20 protein-coding genes are annotated in these 18,219 nt (G+C 33.3%); all 20 read left to right on the forward strand.

Going from position 1 to position 18,219, the window contains the following annotated elements; translation table 11 throughout:
• The first annotated feature begins 5 nt into the window (after positions 1-5).
• The 20 genes from AW17_RS24890 to AW17_RS07830 all read left to right on the forward strand — a co-directional run bounded on the left by AW17_RS24890 (position 6) and on the right by AW17_RS07830 (position 18,188).
• A complete protein-coding gene (locus AW17_RS24890) occupies positions 6-1,244 on the forward strand; it encodes an ABC transporter ATP-binding protein (RefSeq protein WP_245235025.1) in 1,239 nt (412 codons plus the stop codon).
• A complete protein-coding gene (locus AW17_RS07740; RefSeq protein WP_036669318.1) occupies positions 1,241-1,690 on the forward strand; it encodes a cupin domain-containing protein in 450 nt (149 codons plus the stop codon). Before AW17_RS24890 ends, AW17_RS07740 begins: the two co-directional genes overlap by 4 nt.
• Complete coding sequence (locus AW17_RS07745; RefSeq protein ID WP_029275557.1) at positions 1,674-2,426, forward strand: class I SAM-dependent DNA methyltransferase; 753 nt, start codon at positions 1,674-1,676, stop codon at positions 2,424-2,426. The genes AW17_RS07740 and AW17_RS07745 overlap by 17 nt, the downstream gene beginning before the upstream one ends.
• The gene (locus tag AW17_RS07750) at positions 2,426-3,535 is read left to right on the forward strand and encodes a DegT/DnrJ/EryC1/StrS family aminotransferase (protein ID WP_029275558.1); all 1,110 of its coding nucleotides are present in this window, start codon (positions 2,426-2,428) and stop codon (positions 3,533-3,535) included. Before AW17_RS07745 ends, AW17_RS07750 begins: the two co-directional genes overlap by 1 nt.
• On the forward strand, positions 3,536-4,723 hold the full coding sequence (locus AW17_RS07755; RefSeq protein ID WP_029275559.1) for a glycosyltransferase family protein: 1,188 nt from the start codon (positions 3,536-3,538) through the stop codon (positions 4,721-4,723).
• A gap of 49 nt (positions 4,724-4,772) precedes the next feature.
• Complete coding sequence (locus AW17_RS07760) at positions 4,773-5,597, forward strand: class I SAM-dependent methyltransferase (RefSeq protein ID WP_051691687.1); 825 nt, start codon at positions 4,773-4,775, stop codon at positions 5,595-5,597.
• Between the two features lie 70 nt (positions 5,598-5,667).
• Positions 5,668-6,417, forward strand: a complete 750-nt coding sequence (locus AW17_RS07765; RefSeq protein ID WP_029275561.1) for a glycosyltransferase family 2 protein — start codon at positions 5,668-5,670, stop codon at positions 6,415-6,417.
• A gap of 66 nt (positions 6,418-6,483) precedes the next feature.
• Positions 6,484-7,269, forward strand: coding sequence for a class I SAM-dependent methyltransferase (locus AW17_RS07770; protein WP_051691688.1), 786 nt, complete (start codon positions 6,484-6,486; stop codon positions 7,267-7,269).
• Positions 7,270-7,285: 16 nt separating this feature from the next.
• Entirely contained in the window at positions 7,286-8,164 is an 879-nt protein-coding gene (locus AW17_RS07775; RefSeq protein ID WP_051691689.1) for a glycosyltransferase, read from the forward strand.
• Positions 8,164-8,457: a hypothetical protein gene (locus AW17_RS07780; protein WP_029275564.1), complete on the forward strand. Its 294-nt coding sequence runs from the start codon at positions 8,164-8,166 to the stop codon at positions 8,455-8,457. The genes AW17_RS07775 and AW17_RS07780 overlap by 1 nt, the downstream gene beginning before the upstream one ends.
• A gap of 50 nt (positions 8,458-8,507) precedes the next feature.
• Positions 8,508-9,185, forward strand: coding sequence for a glycosyltransferase family 10 domain-containing protein (locus tag AW17_RS07785; protein WP_280739942.1), 678 nt, complete (start codon positions 8,508-8,510; stop codon positions 9,183-9,185).
• Entirely contained in the window at positions 9,178-10,179 is a 1,002-nt protein-coding gene (locus tag AW17_RS07790; RefSeq protein WP_051691690.1) for a glycosyltransferase family 2 protein, read from the forward strand. The genes AW17_RS07785 and AW17_RS07790 overlap by 8 nt, the downstream gene beginning before the upstream one ends.
• Before the next feature lie 98 nt (positions 10,180-10,277).
• Positions 10,278-10,880 carry a hypothetical protein gene (locus AW17_RS07795; RefSeq protein WP_157280240.1) on the forward strand — a complete coding sequence of 201 codons (603 nt, stop codon included), beginning with the start codon at positions 10,278-10,280 and terminating at the stop codon, positions 10,878-10,880.
• Positions 10,873-11,895, forward strand: a complete 1,023-nt coding sequence (locus AW17_RS07800) for a glycosyltransferase (RefSeq protein WP_051691691.1) — start codon at positions 10,873-10,875, stop codon at positions 11,893-11,895. Before AW17_RS07795 ends, AW17_RS07800 begins: the two co-directional genes overlap by 8 nt.
• Positions 11,873-13,012: a glycosyltransferase gene (locus AW17_RS07805; protein ID WP_029275569.1), complete on the forward strand. Its 1,140-nt coding sequence runs from the start codon at positions 11,873-11,875 to the stop codon at positions 13,010-13,012. The genes AW17_RS07800 and AW17_RS07805 overlap by 23 nt, the downstream gene beginning before the upstream one ends.
• Before the next feature lie 50 nt (positions 13,013-13,062).
• Positions 13,063-14,304 carry a glycosyltransferase gene (locus AW17_RS07810; protein WP_245235026.1) on the forward strand — a complete coding sequence of 414 codons (1,242 nt, stop codon included), beginning with the start codon at positions 13,063-13,065 and terminating at the stop codon, positions 14,302-14,304.
• A complete protein-coding gene (locus AW17_RS07815; RefSeq protein WP_029275571.1) occupies positions 14,304-14,819 on the forward strand; it encodes an acyltransferase family protein in 516 nt (171 codons plus the stop codon). Before AW17_RS07810 ends, AW17_RS07815 begins: the two co-directional genes overlap by 1 nt.
• Positions 14,722-15,501, forward strand: coding sequence for an acyltransferase family protein (locus AW17_RS25355; RefSeq protein ID WP_083488652.1), 780 nt, complete (start codon positions 14,722-14,724; stop codon positions 15,499-15,501). Before AW17_RS07815 ends, AW17_RS25355 begins: the two co-directional genes overlap by 98 nt.
• 169 nt (positions 15,502-15,670) lie before the next feature.
• A complete protein-coding gene (locus tag AW17_RS07825; protein WP_209444216.1) occupies positions 15,671-16,786 on the forward strand; it encodes a glycosyltransferase family 4 protein in 1,116 nt (371 codons plus the stop codon).
• Positions 16,776-18,188: an exosortase Y-associated Wzy-like protein gene (locus tag AW17_RS07830; protein WP_029275573.1), complete on the forward strand. Its 1,413-nt coding sequence runs from the start codon at positions 16,776-16,778 to the stop codon at positions 18,186-18,188. The genes AW17_RS07825 and AW17_RS07830 overlap by 11 nt, the downstream gene beginning before the upstream one ends.
• Positions 18,189-18,219 lie beyond the last annotated feature (31 nt).

Below are 18,219 nucleotides of genomic sequence, written 5' to 3' on the forward strand. Positions count from 1 at the left end.
CACCCATGTCGAACATAGCCATTAAAGTAGAAAACCTGAGTAAAGCTTACCAATTGGGCCAAATAGGCACTGGAACCATTAGTAGGGACTTGGAACGTTGGTTTGCCCGCATCCGCGGTAAAGAAGATCCTTTTTTAAGAATTGGCGAAACCAATAACCAAAATACCAATAGCGATATAGTTTGGAGCTTAAAAGACATTGATTTTGAGATAGAGCAGGGCGATGCCGTAGGAATTATTGGCAGAAATGGAGCTGGCAAAAGTACCCTTCTAAAAATTCTAAGCAAGATTACTGCCCCTACTACTGGAAAAATATCAGGTAAAGGCAGAATTGCGAGTTTATTAGAAGTAGGCACTGGTTTCCACCCAGAGTTGAGCGGTAGAGAAAATATTTTTTTAAATGGTGCCATTTTGGGCATGCGTAAAAAAGAAATCCAACGTAAGCTTGATGAAATTGTAGATTTTGCTGGGATAGAACGGTATTTAGATACGCCGGTAAAAAGATATAGCAGCGGCATGTATGTTAGATTAGCCTTTGCCGTAGCTGCGCATTTAGAAAGCGAAATATTGATTATAGATGAAGTATTGGCTGTTGGCGATGCAGAATTTCAGAAAAAATGTTTAGGCAAAATGGGAGAAGTGAGCAAGGGAGAAGGAAGAACAGTGCTATTTGTGAGCCATAATATGGGCGCGGTAACCGAACTTTGTAGATCTGGGATTGTACTTGAAAATGGATTGTGCAACTTTACAGGGACATCACAAAAAGCTGTCGACTATTATTTGAAAAACCAAAGCCAATTTTTACGTAGCGAATACACGATGTCAAATATTGTCTCAAACCCAAAATTTACAAACATCGAATTACAACTTGGAGGATCCCAACCCTCTCATACACTTCAAATAAAATTTAAGGTTAACAAAACATTATTCTCAACAGCTGCATTTGCCGTATTTGGAATTAAAAATAGTGCTAGTGTTACTATAATGGAGGCAATTCCATCTTTAGATAATTACATTAATTTTGAAAATAAAGATAAAGTTTATACCTGTATTGTACATTTAAATAGCTTCATACCTGATGAATACACCGTTTATGCCTGGCTAGGTGCTAGTGAAGCAGAAACTTACGATTGGGTAGATGATAAGTTAGGATTTGAAATTATTGACTCGCCCACACCAAAACGTACTTTTCCATTCTCTACCAGAACAGGATCGCAAATTGCAAACTCTTACTTAATCCCATGATCGAAGAAGTAAAAAACCGAGAGCAACTTTTATCAATAATAATACGCGCCCACTATAAAAAGGATGGTATTTCTTTTTTTACCCCTGGCGACTTTTCTCAACAGCTCGGTTATATGAACCGCCCTAAAGGCTATGTTATAGATCCTCATGTGCACAGTTTAGTTGAGCGAAAGGTTGTTCTTACCCAAGAAGTGCTTTATATTAAATCAGGAAAAGTTAGGGTAGATTTTTATGATAATGAGCGAGTCTACTTGCAAAGTAGAATTGTAGAAACTGGCGATGTAATTTTATTGGCAGCTGGCGGACATGGTTTCGAAATGTTAGAAAACTCCGAGATGATCGAAATTAAGCAAGGTCCCTATTGTGGTGATGAAGACAAAATTAGATTTGAATACAAGCCTGAAAACATCAACTTAATAACCAAAGGTAATGGGCCAAAACTTTAAGCTTTATAGTCAATATTACGATTTGCTTTATAGAGACAAAGATTACGTGGCAGAAACCGCCTATCTAATTGGTTTACTTGATAAATACCACTCTAAAGGCAATAAAATTATAGAGTTAGGCTCGGGAACTGGCAAACATGCAAATTTGTTGGCAGAGAAAGGATATCAAATTCTCGGTATTGAGCAGAGCTCTGAAATGGTCGAAATTGCGAACCAGAATAAAAAAGAGGGAGTGAGTTTTCAAATTGCAGATATTACTGACTTTAGATCAAACATCTCTTTTGATATTGCCATATCTCTTTTCCATGTGATCAGCTACTTAACTACCAATGAGAATTTGATCAAGACATTCAAGAATGTTCATCAGAACTTAAACAGAGATGGTCTGTTCATTTTCGATGTTTGGCACAGTGCTGCCGTACATTTCCAAATACCAGAAAAACGAACTAAAATACTTCGAAATCAAAATATTGAGGTTACTAGAAATGCAAATCCAGTGATCTATCCCGAATTAAATGTTGTTGAAGTTAATTATGATATTACCGTAAACGACCTTAAAGACGGTACAATTCAATCTTTTAAAGAGCAACATCCAATGCGGCATTTCAGCAGGCCAGAAATAGAATTACTAGCTTATGCCACAGGATTTGAGCTAATTCACAATGAAGAATTTCTAAGTCAGAACATACCCACAGTCGAAACTTGGGGCGTTTGTTATATTTTAAAAAAATTATAATGCATCCAATTCCTGTTAACGCTCCCCTGCTCAATGGCAATGAATTAAAATACTTAACTGAGTGTATTGAAACAGGTTGGATCAGTAGCGAAGGACCTTTTATTAATAAATTTGAGGATCAGTTTAGTAAATATATTGGTAGTTCGTACGGAATTGCGGTTAGTAACGGTTCTGCAGCCTTAGATATTGCGATTAAAGCTTTAAATATTGGCCCTGGAGACGAGGTAATTATGCCTACTTTCACGATTATCTCTCCAGCGCAATCTGTGGTTACCGCTGGCGCATTGCCTGTTTTAGTAGATAGTGATCCAATCACTTGGAATATGGATGTGACCCAAATTGAGTCCAAAATAACCACTCGTACAAAGGCGATTTTGGTAGTACATATTTACGGTCTCCCAGTTGATATGGATCCCATATTAGCATTGACCAAAAAATATAAGCTGAAAATAATCGAAGATGCAGCAGAAATGCACGGCCAAACCTATAAAGGCAAAATGTGCGGTAGTTTTGGCGACATTAGTATTTTTAGCTTCTATCCAAATAAGCACATTACAACCGGTGAAGGTGGTATGCTCCTAACTAACAGTCAAGAGTTGGCAGATAGATGCAAAAAACTCCGAAACCTCTGCTTTGAGCCTGATGGCCCTCGCTTTGTCCATCATGAATTAGGCTGGAATTACAGAATGACAAATTTACAGGCAGCTCTAGGTGTAGCACAACTAGAACAACTTGAAGGTTTTATAGTCAAGAAAAGAGAAATAGGTGCAAGCTACCAACAAGGGCTTTCTTTCTTACGAGAAAAAGGGTACCAACTGCCTCTTGCAAAAACAGATTTTAGTAAGAATATTTATTGGATATTTGGTTTGATTGCACCAACCTTAGCCGAAAAAGAAAACATAATAGCGCATCTCACCAAAAACAAAATCGGTACCCGGCCTTTCTTTTGGTGCATGCATGAACAACCTGTATTTCAAAAGATGGGATTGTTTAAAAACGAAAATTATCCCGTTGCAGAAAGGCTAGCTAGAAATGGTTTTTATTTACCAAGTGGTTTGGGCTTGAAAGAAGACGAGCAGACACAAATCATTAATATTCTAAAAAATTAAGTGAAAAAAACGATTTTTATTATCCATCCACATAATAATTTAATTTTTAATGTTACCCTAAATTATCTGATCAAATGTTTGATAGATAGACACTTTTACTTAGTAATTTTTACCAATTGCGAGCGTTCAAAAACTTATTTCAAAGGCAACGAAAATGTAAAGATTAAAACTTTGCCGCTCTTATATCCAAAAGCGCCCAGAAAACCTTGGTTGTTCATTCAAAAAACGTTCTTGCCATGGATATCAGCAAAATTAGAACTCATCAAATCGAAAAACCCCAACATAATTTGTATCGATCCGGAAGGGTTTCATACTGCTTACCAGATGTTTCCATCCTCATTAAAAGATTTCAATTACGTCTCTTTCGAAATTTTCTTCTCAGATGAACTTAAAGAAGAACGAACCATTAAATTGCACAAAAAATCAAAGCATTTGCTCAAAAAGGGAATTAATTCACTAATTATACCTGATAAATATCGATTGAGGCTATTTTTGACCGAATTTACCGACTGTAAGATCAACCATTATTTCTTCATCCCTGTTTCTCCATCAAAATTCTATTTACCAAAAACTGGAAGCAATATTCCGTTTAAACCAAACCTTCAAGAAGGTGAAAAATCTGTAATTTATTCAGGCAGTTTATATGATTGGTCGGGAATTAAAGAACTCATTAAATCGATGAAATTTAGTTGGGATAAAAAATTTCACCTTTATATTCATAGTCATGGTATAGGCGGAAGCTTCAAAGCCGATTTAGCGAATTTTATTTCAGAAAATGCAAAAGGTTTTTCGGTAAAAATATTAGATCATCAATTGGATTATACTGATTATCTTTCCTTTTTAATGCAATTTGACATTGGATTGTCTACTTATATTCCATTTACAAGCAACAGTCCCTATGATGGCAAAAATTTTGCTGAAATAGGCTATTCTTCATCAAAATTTAATACTTTAATGATGTTGGGCATACCTACAATTACCACTGTAAACAATTCCTTTATCGATATTAAAAAAGAATATGATTTTGGGTATATCATAACAGATTTTTCAGAAATGGGTATTGCTTTGGCCTATATTAACGATCATTTTGAAAAAAATAAAATAGAAGCCAGCAGAATTTATGATGAACTTCTAGATCCGACAGAAAAAGTTAAGCTTTTTATCGATTATATTGATTCAACTTTCTAATATATAGCCATATTTAGTTAAATTAAATATCAAATTGATCAGCACACATATGAAAGATTTAAAATGGACAGGAGAACGTTTGGTAACCTCTGTAATAAACGAAACTGCGATAGAACACCTTCATAGATATAGTGCTGTATGTAACTTGATAAAAGATAAAATCGTATTAGATATTGCATGTGGTGAAGGCTATGGAAGTAATTTATTATCTAATTATGCTTCAAATGTGTATGGCGTGGATATTGATCTAGCTTCCATTGAACATGCATCTGAAAAGTACAAAAAGCGAAATTTATCTTTCCTTCATGGCTCTGCAGATCAAATTCCATTAAAAGATTCTTGCCTTGATGTTGTAGTAAGTTTTGAAACGATTGAACATCACGAGAAACACGAAGAAATGTTATCTGAGATTAAAAGAGTTTTAAAAACGAATGGCTTATTAATTATGTCGTCTCCCGAAAAAGTTGTGCCTTTTACCATTAACCCATTTCACGTTAAAGAACTAACAAATAGTGAATTCAAAGATCTAATTTCACGCCATTTTAAACATCATTCTTATTATTTTCAAAGAATTATTATGGGTTCATTAATAGTCAATCAAGAAAATGAATCTTCAGCAATTAGCTTTCATGATGGTGACTACGAAAATCTAATTCATGAAAAACAACTAAGCAATCCTATTTTCAATATTTGTGTAGCATCAGATTATGAACTACCATCACTGGGAGTTAGTTATTTTGAAGGACAAAAAATCTTAATAGAGAATATACAAAAGCCATATAAAAATTCAAGAATCATTAAATTTATTAATAGGACTAAGAAGCTGGCTTCAAGTATTAATTTTTATAACTTAAAGATTTTTAAGAGAAAATAATGCTAGTTTTAATAAATTCTATAGTCTTAACATGCAGTAGTACGGAAATTACTTACATGACCTTAATTGAATGAGTGTTACCATCGATATTATTATTTTAAGCAATGGGAAAACCGATAATCTAATTAAGTTAACCAATCAAACCATTGAGAGTTTGACGGATTCGGAAGATCAAAATTCGATAATGTTTAATATATTGGTAATTGAGTCAAATTCATCTCTCAAGCCCTATCAATACCTTAACGCTAAAACCATTTATCCGGAAACTGAATTTGGTTTTCATAAATACTTAAATATAGGCCTGGCCGAAACCAACAAGGATTTGGTATGTTTTTGTAACAATGACCTGATTTTTAATAAAGGATGGGCAAGTGCGATTTTAGCAGCGTTAGAAAAAGATTCGGATATATATAGTGTAAGTACTTTTTGTCCAAGTTTTCATGCCGATAAAGAAGATGAGATTCCTAATGAAATCAATTATGGTTATAAAAATGGCGTGTTTTTTACGGGTTGGTGTTTCTTTGTGAAAAGATCCATTTTTAAAATTATAGGTCCATTTGATGAACATTTTATCTTTTGGTATGCAGATGATGATTTTAGGCTTACGTTGCAAAAATATGGTTTAAAAAACGTGCTGGTCAAAAGCGCTAAAGTGAAACATCTAGGTAGTGAAACCCTAGATAAAGAACAGAGTAGTCGACAGTTTAGATTACGGTTTAGCGCAAATGCGTATTTTAGGTACAAATGGATTAATAAAAACTATATAATTTTTCTATATCATAAAACCAGGTATATTTTTAATTCTACTTTTAAGGATTGAAAGCCTGATGCTTCTTCATAAATTTATTATGAAAAACTTATTAAAAATAAACTTATTTTAATACCTATGGAAGACTTACCTTGGACTGGTGAACGGTTAGTAACCTATGTTGAAAACTACACCATGGTTGAACATCTACACAGATACAGCATGCTAATAAATTTAGTAAAAGATAAAATTGTTTTGGATATTGCCAGTGGAGAAGGTTATGGTAGTCATTTACTTTCTAATACAGCTTCTTTTGTTTACGGCGTTGATATTGATAATGAATCGGTTAAGCATGCAAATGCAAAATATGCAAAGAAAAACCTGACATATAGACAGGGCTCTGCAAGTCAAATTCCGATAGAGAATTTTACAATAGATGTGGTGGTGAGTTTTGAAACATTAGAGCATCATGATCAACACGAAGAAATGTTAACTGAAATTAAAAGAATTTTAAAACCAGGTGGTCTACTAATTATGTCGACACCTGAAAAAGTAATTCCGGAGAACAATCCGTTTCACGTTAAAGAATTAACGAATGCAGAATTTCAAGATTTAATTGCCAGACATTTCAAAAATGTTTCTTTGTATTTTCAAAGAATCGTTATGGGCTCTTTAATTGTTCCCCAAAAAGAAGAATCATCATGTTTTAGCTATTATAAAGGAAACTATAAGGAGGTATCTGGAAATTATACAATGGAAGGAGCAATTTACAATATATGCGTAGCCTCTGATGTATCCTCACCCAGTTTAGGTATAACCTACTTTGAAGGTGAAAGGATTTTGGTGGATAATATGTTAAAACCATATCTAAATTCAAGATTGTACCGTCTAAGTAGTTGGATCAAAAAAAAATTGATTAGATAAATCTCTCTGCAATTAAATGATTTCCATAATTATCTGCTCTTATAAAGAGGATTATTTTCAGCAAGTAATAAAAAGCATTGATGAAACTATAAATCTTCCGTATGAAATTGTAAAAATCGATAATTCGCAAGGCCAATATGGAATCTGTAAAGCATATAATCTGGGTGCCAAAAAAGCTAGTTTCGATTATTTATGCTTCCTGCATGAAGATATTATATTTAAATCAGGAGATTGGGGAAATAAGCTGATTAATTTTTTCATCGCCCAACAAAATACGGGCATCATCGGAATAGCTGGATCTAGATATAAATCCCTATGCCCAAGTTCTTGGGCACAGGGACTGTTTGAAACCGATTACATTAATATTGTTCAATGCTATGGAAAGGAAACTTCCCATGTTAATAATTTAGAACAAAAAGGTTATGTAGAAGTTGTAACCTTAGATGGCGTGTTTTTATTCACCCACAAACACGTGTGGCAAGACAATAAATTTGATGAAGTCAAATTTGATCGATTTCATTGTTATGATCTTGATTTCTGTTTACAGGTTGCACAAAATCGTAAACTGTTTGTCTCAAACGAAGTCTTGATTGAACATTTTTCTTCTGGAGATTTAAACAGAGATTGGGTGAATTACTCGATAATATTAGCTGAAAAATGGAAAAATTCCTTACCTAAAGGAGATTTACCAGGCCATCAGCAAAAAGAAATAGAATGGCGAAACCGAAAAATATTCTTTTTTAGAATGAATATCCTCAACTATTCTCTTTTATCGTCTTTAAAAGTATTTTTAAAATGGGGATTTTTCACGAATTTTTCATTACCAAAAACATTTCATTTTATAAAAGATATTATTTTAACCAAATTAAAAATTAGCAATAAACGTTTTTATTAATGGTAAAAACAATTAAGATTAAGTGTCAGAATGGGATTAGCTTTGAAGAAGCAACAAGAGATATCCTATTCGATCTTAATTCGTCATTTAATTTTTTAGAATGCGATGAACCAGACTTTATTCTTTTCGGCCCTTACGGAAATAACATACCTAAAAAAGGTAACTATACCAGAATAGGTTATTTCTGTGAAAACATAAAGCCGGATCTCTCTATTTGTGAATACGCCTTTGGGATACCGAGGGAAGAAGAAATAATAACATTAAATACAAGCGCATTCAGTGGCATGGGTTAAACCCAAATACGTTAATTAAAAATATATCGGAAAATGATATAGATTTTATCATTAACCAAAAAACTAAGTTTTGCAATTTCATTTATTCTAATCCAGTTCCTTACCGAGAGGAATTTTATAAGCAACTATCTAAATATAAAAAGATAGATTCTCCAGGAAAATCAATGAACAATATGAAATCAATTGATTTGTTCTATGATGGAAATATTTGGGAGCGAAAAAGACATTTTTTATCTAAATATAAATTTACCATTGCTTTCGAAAATTATGTTTATCCCGGTTACCAAACCGAAAAACTATATGATGCGATGCAAGCACAAAGTATTCCGATTTATTTTGGGGACTCACTTATCAATGAAATATTTAACAGTAATAGCTTTATTAATGCTCTTGAATATACAAAAACTAGAAAGGATGGTTTAATAAGCTTTTTACAACACTTTTCACAGCAAGATTTTAAGGATTACAGACCAACATTTTACAATCAGCTACATCACAAAATAATAAGGCGTATTAAAAAAATAGGCCGTGAGCTTAAAATGAGTGTACAATTTAACAAGTTAGACTTTTCTCCTATTATAGATAAGATCATCGAAATTGACAACGATCCAGAACTCTATGCTCAATATCTCAGACAGCCTTGGTTTGTTGATAATATTACTCCCGAAAATTCATCATTAAAAAATCGCTGGATAGAAATATTTAGCCCATCCGCAATCATTGAATAAATTACAGCCACTTGTTTCTATTATTATCCCTGTTTATAATTTAGAAAATTATATTGCAGAAACCATTAATTCTGTACTTAATCAAACCTGGAAGAATATAGAAATAATTATTGTAGATGATGGATCAAAGGATCAAACTTTAGCAATTGCAAAAAAATTTGAATGTAATAAAGTCAAGGTTTTTCATCAAAAAAATCGGGGCGCATCTGCTGCGAGAAACCTTGGATTAAAAAAAATCAGTGGTGATTATATCCAGTATCTCGATGCTGACGATCTGCTTAGTACTGATAAAATAGAAAGCCAATTAAATGCATTAAAAGGGAGTCAGAACAAAGTTGCGATTTGCCCTACAGTATATTTTAACGATGGTGAAAACCCATTTAAAAAAAAACCAGATTTGAGAGATTCCTTATTTCAATATGAAACGAAAAATACAGTAGATTTTCTATTAAATCTTTATGGGGTTAATGGAAACGGCAGTATGATAACTATTCATTCCTGGCTTACGCCTATTTCTGTTATCAAAAAGGCTGGGCCATGGAATGAGCAGATTAGTGTAGATGATGATGGAGAATATTTTTGTCGTGTTGCTTTAAATGCAGATGAAATTGTTCCAATTAATAATGTATATAACTATTATCGAAAATATAAAGATGGAACCAATTTGGCAAGTCAAAAGTCTATAAAAGCAATGGAAAGCATCTTTAATGGACTCACTCTAAAGGAACAGCATTTATTAGCCGTAAAGAATGAGGATAAAATTAAGGAGACTTTTGCATTGGCCTACTTTAAGTTAGCTGTTAGCTGTTACCCACAATATAAATTCTTAAGTAAAAAAATTCTTAAAAATGCACTGTTAAACCTCAAGAAACAACCTTATTTATATATCGGGAGCAAAACTGCAGATTTTATTGCCAACCACATAAACTGGAAACTGGCAAGGAAGCTTCAAACCTTGAAAGAAAAAATTGGATTAAGAATATTCATTCTATGATCGCTATTATAACTTCTACGATTTTTACTGGGTCCTCTACAATTCACACATTATACAGGGACAGCATTTCAGCTGAAGAACGTTTAACGCAAACACTTATGACTATTGAATCGTTAAAATCTCTTGGCTTTTCTAAAATTTATCTTTTTGATAATTCTGGCTTCAACTGGCAAAAACAGTCAGAGAACCAGCTTGTAAATATGGAGCTCGTTAAATTTAACTCCTTTCAATATAATAACAAAGGATTATCGGAACTACTTATGCTCATTCACGGAATGGAAATAATTCAAGATGATATACCAATCTTAAAAATTTCTGGCAGGTATAGTTTAACGGAGAAATTAGATCAAAATATTTTAAACGAAGTAGAGTTCGCGGGAAAATTTAATTCTGATACAATAAGTACACGTGCATATTATTTCTGCAATAAGCAAGTTATGCAAACGACATTATTTGAAGCATTAAACAATATGTATTTCTATAAACATAGAGTATTTGGCTTTAGAAGCCTAATTCAAGTAATAAAAAATGCATTTCTGAAGAATAATTCAACAATTTTTTACGATACCAATATTGCTATTGAGAGAGGTATGTTTAATGCCATAAAAAAGCTAGAACTAAAAACCTATAAAATGCAAAAAATAAATGTTAGAGGGATCTCTGGGCATCCCGCAGACAATAAAAAAGTTATTAATGAATAATATTGTTCTCAATTTATTTTATGAAGAACCTGACCATGATCGTTGGATCAAATATGATCGGTATCCACGAAAATTAATCAGAAGACTGTTGAGGGGAACACCACAACCAGGTGGTCAAATGATGGTTGCGTTAGAATTAATGAGGGGTTTAGACCTTTTAAAAATCCCTTATCGTTTTAATGATTATAAATACGCAAAAAGAAACCCCACTGAATTAATTGGTGTAATTGGCAAATCACATCTTCTTGATGAAAAAAAATTTAAAAATCCAATACTTTTCGGAGCATCGATATTTTCACATCCTTTAGAAGCCCCTAATCTTTTACAGGAACACCCTAATATTAAACAAATATTGGTTCCTGGAGAATGGATGAAAAAAATGTTTGAACCTAATTATGGAGATTTAGTAAAAGTATGGCCTGTAGGAATTGACACAAAAAAATGGTCTCCATCAATTAAAAAAGACCTAAAATATGCTTTCCTGATCTACGACAAAATTAGATGGAACCATGATTCTTTTGAAAAAGATTTAATCAAGCCTATAAAATCAATACTCGATAAAAATAAACTTACCCATACTGAGATTTTGTATGGAAACTATGACCATGAAGAATTATTAGAGAAATTAGCAATAAGCAGGGCAGTTATTTTCTTATGCGAACACGAAACACAAGGACTTGCATACCAGCAGATTCTTTCCACAAATACACCCATTTTAGCCTATGATCAACAAGAATTTTGGTTAGATCCAGAATACTTTCCAAATAGGGTAAAATATGGACCGGTAAGTGCGGTACCTTATTGGGATGAAGTATGTGGTCTAACATTCAAATCAATACATCAATTTGGAGATATCTTGAATAAATTTCAGCAAAAAATCAATGAACAGGAGTTTTACCCTCGTAAGTATATCTTAACTAATCTTTCGCTTGAAAAATGTGCCTTGGCTTATCATCAGATTTATATTGATTTAGGAAACCTGTTAGAAAAAAATGAAAGCCCTATTCCTTCATAATCCAACCGACTTAAACTCTACCATTGCTGGTGGAGTACAGATCTGCTCTAAGCAATTTCTAGATATTATAAAGGAAATTGCAGATGAGCTTTATTTTTTTGAAGTCAATTATAATAAATCATTAGTTTTTAGAATATTATATCGTTTAAATTTAGATGCGTACCAAAGTTATAGTCCAAAAAAATATAAAGTAAGATTAGTCCAATATTTATTGGCAAAGGAAATCACACACATTTTCATAAACAAAGCAGAGCTCATTAAATTTTCGAAGATTATTAAAGAAGCAAAACTTCAAATCGTTCCAAAAATTATAATCATGTCTCATGGAAATGAATCCGGCGATTTATTAGGCGACCTCACGGGATTAAAACCACAATTCAAAAATTTCTATAGATATTTTGGCATTTTGAAATTAGGATTAACCCTCTATTTGGAATCATGGTATAGAAAACGATATGTCGATTTAGTTTGTACCATGTCTGAAGAAGAAAATGCCATTGAAAAATGGTTAGGAGTAAATAATCCATTGTTCATTCCAAGGTTAATCAATCAAAAAAAGGATATTAATCGAAACCCCATTTTAAATGTATTCGGCTATGTTGGAACATTAAATCATACACCAAATATAATAGCACTCAATCAGTTATGCGAAGAAATAAAGGAAGCAGGTATAAACCCTGAAATAAGAATTATAGGCGGGCCGTATCATATTGGTAAAAAATTAGCCAACAAATATCCTTTTATAAAATACCTGGGGGCATTAAATGATGATCAATTACAAGAAGAGGTTAGAATGTGGGCATTCTTTCTCAATCCTATCTTTAATTATTCAAGAGGCGCTTCTATGAAATTGGCAAAAGCAATCGAATGGGAAATACCTGTGATAACTACTATAGCTGGAAGAAGAGGTTACCTTTTTGGTGATGGAAAATTAATAGAAACAGATAATACATCTTTTTCAATGGTTAATGAAATTAACAACCTGACAAATATCCCCGCTAATGACTATGAAACGCTTGCAACCGATATTGTAAAAATTAAACATAGCATGCCAACTGCCACTGACCTAGGATGTCAGTTAAACAAAAAATTAGAAAAAATATCTAAATTGAACTGAAAAAGGTACTTATTATATCGCCATATTTCCCTCCGTCTAATGCTCCGGATATGCATCGCATTAGAATAAGTTTACCTTATTTTGAACAATATGGTTGGCAATCGGAGATAGTAACTGTTGATGAAAGTTATTCTGAAATGGTAAAAGATCCTCTACTTTTAAAATCATTGCCTAATGATGTAATTATTCACAGAGTTAAGGCTTTTAACAAAAAGTGGACCTCAAAAGTAGGTTTGGGCAGTTTAGCGCTCCGTTCACTCTGGTTTTATAAAATTTACGTAAACAAGCTATTAGAAAAAGAGAATTTTGATCTCATCTATTTTTCTACTACGCAGTTTCCCGTAATGATTTTGGGGGCTTATTGGAAAAAAAAATACAATATACCTTACGTAATCGATATGCAAGATCCTTGGCATACAGATTATTACAAAACAAAGGCTAAAAAAGAGCGACCAAAGAAATTCTGGTTTTCATATCGTTTAAATAAGTTTTTGGAGCCCATTGCTTTAAAAAGCGTAGACGGTTTAATCAGTGTTTCAGAGAAATACATTATAGATCTACAAAAAAGATATGAATCTATAAAGGCTATACCAAAAAAAACAATTCCATTTTCAGTATTGGAAAAGGACTTTGAAATCGCTGAAGAGCTCCCAGCTTCGACAATGCTCGGAAACAAAATTTCTTTCCTCTACCTTGGCGTTGTTGGTAAAATAATGGAGGACTCTCTCCATTTATTGTTCAGATCACTCAAAAACCTAAAAGACAATAAGGCATCATTATATGAAAAGATAGCATTTAATTTTATCGGAACCAGCTATGCTAAAACTGGGGGAGGAGAAGAAACAGTTACGCCTATTGCAAAAAAAAACGATGTTTTAGAAATAGTTGAAGAGCAGACAGACCGAATAGGCTTTTATGCATCGCTTAGTCTATTAATGCAGGCCGATGGGCTAATCATTATTGGAACCGATGATCCAGGTTATACCGCTTCAAAATTATATCCTTACATACTTGCGAAAAAGCCGCTGTTCTGCATTTTACATGAAAAAAGCGATGCTATAAAAATCATAAACGAGTGTAATGCGGGCATGACAACTACTATTCAAACGCCTTTTGAAGAAGTAAATAAGGAGATAACAAAGTACATAGAAAATGTAATAGACCAATCTTATGCTGTTAAGACTAACTGGACAAAATTCAAAAAATATACAGCAAGGGAAATGACATTAAATCAATGCCTTTTATTCGATGAGGTAATAAAAGAATATCTCATAAAATCAAGGAAGAGCTAATGGATAGCGATTTAAAATACTATCCACATCTTGATTCATTAAGAGCTTTTGCTTGTTTATTTGTAATCATTTTTCATTCTAATACTGTAGCATTTCTAAGAAGCAAGTACCATTTTAATCTATTCCAAGGTGGGTACATAGGGGTAGATCTTTTTTTTACACTTTCTGGCTTTTTAATAACGGGGATTTTAATAGATCAGTTTATCACAGCTGATAAAGTTGATGTCCTAACTTTTTACAAGAAAAGGCTCCTCAGGCTTTATCCGCCTTTAATAGTCGCAACATTAGTTTTTTTAGTACCCCTGTTGTTTTGGGATCACGTAGCGGCAACTTTCCAATCTCTTTTTTATATTAACATATACAGGCGATTGCGTTATTTTATTCCGCAAGATATTTCCCGTTCTACAATATCCATCTATGTTTTCTCATTGCTGGTCTTTGGCGATCGAGGAGCAGTTTTATTTTGTCTTCCCGTCGTTATTTATGATCATCATGATGTATGCAAGAAAACATAACCGAGATCATATCATCGGTACATTTATATTTTATAATCTCGTTTTTATTATACTCATCATAGCGCTCCCTATTTTACTAAAAAGTTACTTTTACAAATTTTTCTTTTGGAGGTTTTTCCAAATTTTCTTTGGGGGCTATCTGGCATTTATTTATTCCAAAAGATACCAGAAAAATTTTGTGTCCTCCAAAATAACAGCAAATACCATTAATTGGATATATCGAATCTATGAGAATAGCTTCGTTTCGGCTATAGCGTTATTGTTATTTTTTTCTATTTTCATTTTAAATATAAATTTAACCCCATTCAATATTCCAATACATTATTATCTACTAACGGTATTGGGTTCAATTATAATCATCAATGCTTATAAAGGAGAGCATATTTTATATAGAGTGCTCCTATCTAATCGGAAATTAAGATATTTGGGCAAAATTTCATATGGCTTATATCTATTTCATTTTCCTATATTTTATTTGAAAAGGTTGAATATTTTTAATAGACCAACAACATTAACAAGTACCATAATATTAGATATTGTTTCTATTTTAGCTACTTTAACACTCGCTATTTTAAGCTATGAATTAGTCGAAAAAAGATTTTTACACTATAAAAGAAAGCTTGAGCATAGTAGTAAGATCAATTCATCAGCGTCGCTGCAAGTTTTTAATGAGGTAATCTAGAGTGATGAGGTTGGCTATAATAACTACGCATCCCATTCAATATTATGCACCGGTTTTTAAATTGCTTGCAAAAAAAGTTGGACTTAAAGTATTTTATACTTGGGGAGAGCAATCCATTATAAAATATGATAAGGGTTTTGCACAGATTGTTAAATGGGACCTGCCTTTATTGGAAGGTTACGATTATACTTTTCAAGAAAATATTGCCAAAGATCCAGGAACCCATCATTTTAATGGCATCATCACCCCCGAAATGATGCAAGAAGTACAAAATTTCAAACCAGATGCTATCTTAATTTATGGTTGGGCCTGGAATAGCCATTTAAAAGCTTTACGTTTTTTCAAAGATAAATTCCCAATTTATTTCAGGGGCGATTCCACCTTATTAGATCAACAAAAAAGCTTTAAGAGCGTATTGAGAAAATACTTCCTTAACTGGGTTTATAGCCATATTGATAAGGCATTTTATGTCGGAGAGGCAAATAAAAACTATTTCAAGAAATATGGATTAAACGATCTGCAATTGCATTTTGCTTCTCATGCTGTTGATAATGAAAGATTTTCGCAAGGAAGAAAAGTAGAGGCGGATCGTTTAAGACAAAAATTTGGCGTTGCTGATCAAGAAATATTAATTCTGTTCGCCGGTAAATTTGAAGTAAAAAAAAATCCATCGTTATTATTGGAGGCTTTTAACGCATTGAATTTACCTAATGTTCATTTACTATTTGTCGGCAATGGAGACTTAGAGGGGAGTTTGAAAAGGAAAGTTGAGGGATTAGGAACGAAGAGATCCTTCGATTACGCTCAGGATGACAAGGAAGGGAGGATGGGGTTCGGAGTTGGGAGTTTGGAGAAAAAGATCAATGAAAAGTCCTTCGACTACGCTCAGGATGACAATATAAAAAAGAGAATTCATTTTATGGATTTTCAGAATCAAACAGAAATGCCTGTTGTGTATCAGGCCTGCGATCTCTTTTGTTTACCATCAAAAGGGCCAGGAGAAACCTGGGGTTTAGCTGTAAATGAAGCCATGGCAGCAGGTAAAGCGGTTTTGGTTTCCACAAAAGTTGGCTGTGCAGTAGATCTTGTTAAGCCAGGAATTAATGGAGAAGTATTTAGATCAAATGACTTAGATGATCTCATGCGAAAATTAGGAGAACTAACAAGCAGTAAAGAAAAATTAACAAAAATGGGCATCCAATCCCAACAGATCATTCAAAACTGGTCATTTGAAAAGCAGGTAGAAGCAATTGTAGATACTATTTATAATAACGATGCAAAATAATACCCCTACAAGACTTATTTTAACACTGTACTTTCCTGTTTTGGTTTCTTATTTATTAATCAATAGCCCGATCATATCTTATTTTGTGGCCTGGTTTGGCTCGCTCTTTATCTTTTACACTACGATATTGTCACCAGCTGCTATTATTAAGCAGGATTTACCTATCCATAAGCAAATTATGCGGCCCATATTTCTTATTCAGCTTATTTTTGCAGGATTTATGTGCACCACCTCCATATTTTATTTTATGGATCATTTGGGTTACCGGTATTTAACTGAAGTTAATTATGGGTCACAATTTAAAGAAAGTGAACAAACCGCGTTGATTGCCAGTTGCCAACGAATGAGTTTATTGGCTCATGCTGCACTGGTTACAGGCATGCTATTAGTACAAAAGAATACTATAAAAATTAAAAGCGTAAAAGCTTTTGAGGGAGATGATTTTTTGATCTGGCTTAGCATTATTGTGTTTGGTATTGGTTCATTGGCTCAACGTTTTTCTGGGCTTAGTCAAATTGCCCTTCCACTTACTTTAGTCGGAATATCTTGTGCAGCTGTATTATTTGTTAAGGGTTTTAATACCAAAAACATCAAATATCTAGGCATAGGCGCCACAATTTTCATCCTCAACTTTATACATGCTTCGTTATCAGGATATAAAGAGCCTATTATCATCAACATTATTATTATTGCCTGTGTATTTTTTCCTTATTACAAGAAGTTGATCCTTTACTTAGCAATCCCAGTGGCTTATGTGTTACTTTATTTCTTGCCCACCTATAACAATACCGTTCGGCAAAGCTGGAGCGGTGAGGTTAGCGCAGAAGAAGCACAAGATCAAGCCTTTGAAAACCTAGATTTAAAAAACGAAGAACAGATTGAAGATACAAACTGGGGCTTCCTTACGAGAAGGCTGAGTGAAATAGAAATGTTTACGCAGTTTGTCGATTATGTACCCGATCATCACCCCTATTATGATTGGGAAATCGTTGAAAATTCGTTGGAAGCACTTATTCCCAGGATTTTTTGGTCAGGAAAACCCAATATGGAAACCGTTTCGATGCAACGAGTTTATGATGCAGGTGTGGCGCATAAAATGTCGACAGTTTCTGCTAAAACCCGCCCTGTAGTTGATGCTTATTTAAGCTTCGGTATTCCAGGGGTTTTCTTCTTTATGTTATTGTATGGCATGTTGGTGCAAAATTTATCAGATAAAGCTGAAGAAATATTTGGAGGTTACGAGCTAGGCTGTGTAGTTATGTTCAATAGCATCTTTCAGGGTCTTTGGCGAGGTAATAACTTCGAATTTATGTTCAATAATATTTTTTGGGGTTATGTAATTATGTGGTTCCTATTTTATCTGCTCAGAACCATAAAAGTACTTAAGCCTAGCTTTGATTAGCTGTTTAGTGTTTAGCGGGTTAGTTGTTTAG

The organism is Pedobacter borealis DSM 19626 (assembly GCF_000708285.2).
In the GTDB taxonomy this organism is placed as follows: domain Bacteria; phylum Bacteroidota; class Bacteroidia; order Sphingobacteriales; family Sphingobacteriaceae; genus Pedobacter; species Pedobacter borealis.

Excerpts from the sequence above, each read along its gene's own strand:
- AW17_RS07830 (WP_029275573.1), top strand. The coding sequence starts at position 16,776 with ATGCAAAATAATACCCCTACAAGACTTATTTTAACACTGTACTTTCCT.
- AW17_RS07810 (WP_245235026.1), top strand. The coding sequence starts at position 13,063 with ATGCATCGCATTAGAATAAGTTTACCTTATTTTGAACAATATGGTTGG.
- AW17_RS07815 (WP_029275571.1), top strand. The coding sequence starts at position 14,304 with ATGGATAGCGATTTAAAATACTATCCACATCTTGATTCATTAAGAGCT.
- AW17_RS07770 (WP_051691688.1), top strand. The coding sequence starts at position 6,484 with ATGGAAGACTTACCTTGGACTGGTGAACGGTTAGTAACCTATGTTGAA.
- AW17_RS07740 (WP_036669318.1), top strand. The coding sequence starts at position 1,241 with ATGATCGAAGAAGTAAAAAACCGAGAGCAACTTTTATCAATAATAATA.
- AW17_RS07745 (WP_029275557.1), top strand. The coding sequence starts at position 1,674 with ATGGGCCAAAACTTTAAGCTTTATAGTCAATATTACGATTTGCTTTAT.
- AW17_RS07750 (WP_029275558.1), top strand. The coding sequence starts at position 2,426 with ATGCATCCAATTCCTGTTAACGCTCCCCTGCTCAATGGCAATGAATTA.
- AW17_RS07800 (WP_051691691.1), top strand. The coding sequence starts at position 10,873 with ATGAATAATATTGTTCTCAATTTATTTTATGAAGAACCTGACCATGAT.
- AW17_RS07765 (WP_029275561.1), top strand. The coding sequence starts at position 5,668 with ATGAGTGTTACCATCGATATTATTATTTTAAGCAATGGGAAAACCGAT.
- AW17_RS25355 (WP_083488652.1), top strand. The coding sequence starts at position 14,722 with ATGTTTTCTCATTGCTGGTCTTTGGCGATCGAGGAGCAGTTTTATTTT.
- AW17_RS07795 (WP_157280240.1), top strand. The coding sequence starts at position 10,278 with ATGACTATTGAATCGTTAAAATCTCTTGGCTTTTCTAAAATTTATCTT.
- AW17_RS07775 (WP_051691689.1), top strand. The coding sequence starts at position 7,286 with ATGATTTCCATAATTATCTGCTCTTATAAAGAGGATTATTTTCAGCAA.
- AW17_RS07780 (WP_029275564.1), top strand. The coding sequence starts at position 8,164 with ATGGTAAAAACAATTAAGATTAAGTGTCAGAATGGGATTAGCTTTGAA.
- AW17_RS07805 (WP_029275569.1), top strand. The coding sequence starts at position 11,873 with ATGAAAGCCCTATTCCTTCATAATCCAACCGACTTAAACTCTACCATT.
- AW17_RS24890 (WP_245235025.1), top strand. The coding sequence starts at position 6 with ATGTCGAACATAGCCATTAAAGTAGAAAACCTGAGTAAAGCTTACCAA.
- AW17_RS07760 (WP_051691687.1), top strand. The coding sequence starts at position 4,773 with ATGAAAGATTTAAAATGGACAGGAGAACGTTTGGTAACCTCTGTAATA.